This is a genomic window from Mesorhizobium sp. M7A.F.Ca.AU.002.02.1.1 (genome assembly GCF_003998535.1).
Taxonomy (GTDB): domain Bacteria; phylum Pseudomonadota; class Alphaproteobacteria; order Rhizobiales; family Rhizobiaceae; genus Mesorhizobium; species Mesorhizobium ciceri.
This window is the reverse complement of the sequence record NZ_RZPB01000878.1, coordinates 1-2,244: the sequence shown is the minus strand read 5'-3', so window position 1 is coordinate 2,244 and position 2,244 is coordinate 1. Positions and strand designations below refer to the sequence as shown.

The following is a 2,244-nucleotide window of genomic DNA, read 5'->3' as shown; positions in this document are numbered from 1 at the left end:
CCGCCGCAGCCACCGGAGCCGCCGATCGACTGCGCCAGGATGCCGTGGGAATTGGCCTTGTCGGTCTGGATTATGCCGCTGTTTTCGACATTGACCTTGCCGCCGTTGCCGCCGACCTCACCCGAGCCGCCAAGCGACAGGTTTACCGCGACTTCACCGCCATCGCTCTTGCCCTTGCTTTCGCCGGCACCACCTGCGCCGCCGCCGCCACCGACCGACTGCGCGAAGATGCCTATCGAGCGCTCCTGCTTGGTCCATATCGTTGCGCCGGCCATATTGACGACATCGACCTGGTTGCCATTGCCGCCCTTGCCACCCGCACCGCCAAGCGAGCCGCCGATTGCGTAAGTGCCAAGCACGCCAGAGCTGGACGAGCCGCCGACACCGCCGCCGCCACCGATCGAATTGGCGCTGATGCCATAGGAATCGGCGCCGTCCGTGACGATCAGATTGCGGTTGGTCACCGAAACCGTGCCGCCATTGCCGGCGCCGCCGGCACCGAGGGCGATCGCCGCGCCGATACCGACCGAAGTCTCGCCAGCATCGCCTGGGCCGACGATATCCTCTTTGGTCGAAGCCGAGCCGCCGCCGCCGCCACCGCCGCCGATGGACATGGCGAGGATGCCGACCGAGTTGAACCCGCTTGTGCGGATCTCGCCCGAATTATCGACTGCGACACCGACCTTGCCATCGAAACAAGTGGCATTGCCACCGGCGTCCGCGGCACAGGCGGCATCGTTGCCTTCGCCGCCATTGCCGCCGATGCTGACATTTGCGGTAACGCTCGTGCCGGCGGTGCCGCCGACGTGGAAGGCCTGCGTGTTTGTCGCACCGCCCATGCCGCCACCGCCGCCGATCGATTGGGCAACAATGCCGGACGAATAGTCGCCGTCGGTGGTCAAATTGGCGGAATTCGTAACATCCACGGCACCGGACTTGTTGCCTGTGCCACCCGCCCCGCCGACACCAACGTTGACGGCGACGTTGACGCCGTTTTCTGTACCGAGATCGGCCGTCGCGCCATTGGTCGCTCCGCCGTTGCCGCCGCCGCCGCCGATCGACTGGGCAACGATCGCGGCGCTCATGTCCCCACCCGTCTTGATCGTCATGGCGTTGTGAACGGCGACATCGCCGCTGATGTTGCCCTTGCCGCCGCCGCCACCGATGGTGACTGTCGCATTGATGCTGGCGTTGACCCCGAAGCCGCCTGCAGCTCCCCAGGAATCGCCGCCATTGCCGCCGCTACCGGCCACCGATTGCGCGAGGATGCCGATCGCGTTGGCGCCTTTGGTAACGATGCTGCCGCCGCCATTCATGCCGCTGTCGACGATGACGAGGTCGCTCTTGCCACCGTCGCCACCCCAGCCACCAACAGTGACACCGAGTGAAACGCTGACCCCCGTGCTGGCTGCACCCGAAATCGTGGCAGCGCGGCCGCCATTGCCGCCGCCGCCGCCGATGGACTGGGCAACGATGCCGCCGGAACCGGCTGCGTCGGTGTCGGCAATCAGGTTGCCATCAGCCCGAACCGTTACCTTTCCACCATTGCCTCCGTTGCCGCCCTCGCCACCCACGGCAACCCCGACCGAAGCGGACACGTAGAGACCAGCGCTGACCGCGCCTGAATAAGCCGAACCGCCGTTGCCGCCACTGCCACCGACCGATTGCGCAAGGATGGCCTTCGAGCCCATGCCGCCGACATGAATGTCACCTTTGTGGGTGACCGTGACCTGGTTGCTGAGATTGCCATCGCCGCCACCGCCGCCGATCGCCACGGAAGCGGCGCCGAACAGACCGACGGCAAACGTTCCGACAGATCCGCCATTGCCGCCACCGCCGCCGACCGACTGGGCGAGAATGCCGTGTGAGAGGGAGCCCACGGTCGTGATGTTGCTGGTGTTCTTGACCTCTACCTCGCCGGCCGCGCCGCCGGCCCCGCCTTTGCCACCGATGCCGACCGCGGCAAAGGCGCCGGCCGCCATCGCAAACCCGCCGTCGCCGCCCGAGCCGCCGACCGACTGCGCGAAGATGCCGATCGACATATCCTTGTCCGTGCTGATCAGGCCTGTGTTTTCGACATAGACCTTCTTGCTCCCGCCGCCCGACGCGCCATCGCCGCCAAGCGAGAAGGACGGCCCGCCAACCGAGACGGCAAATCCGCCTGAGCCGCCACCGCCGCCGATCGACTGCGCCAGGATGCCATGAGACTGGACACCTTCGGTGTGTACCGCCGCGCCATTGGTG

The 2,244-nt window shown here is 66.7% G+C and carries 1 pseudogene; it reads right to left on the bottom strand.

Annotated elements, in window-relative coordinates:
• Positions 1-2,244: pseudogene (locus tag EN879_RS40690) on the bottom strand (autotransporter outer membrane beta-barrel domain-containing protein); the annotation flags it as partial.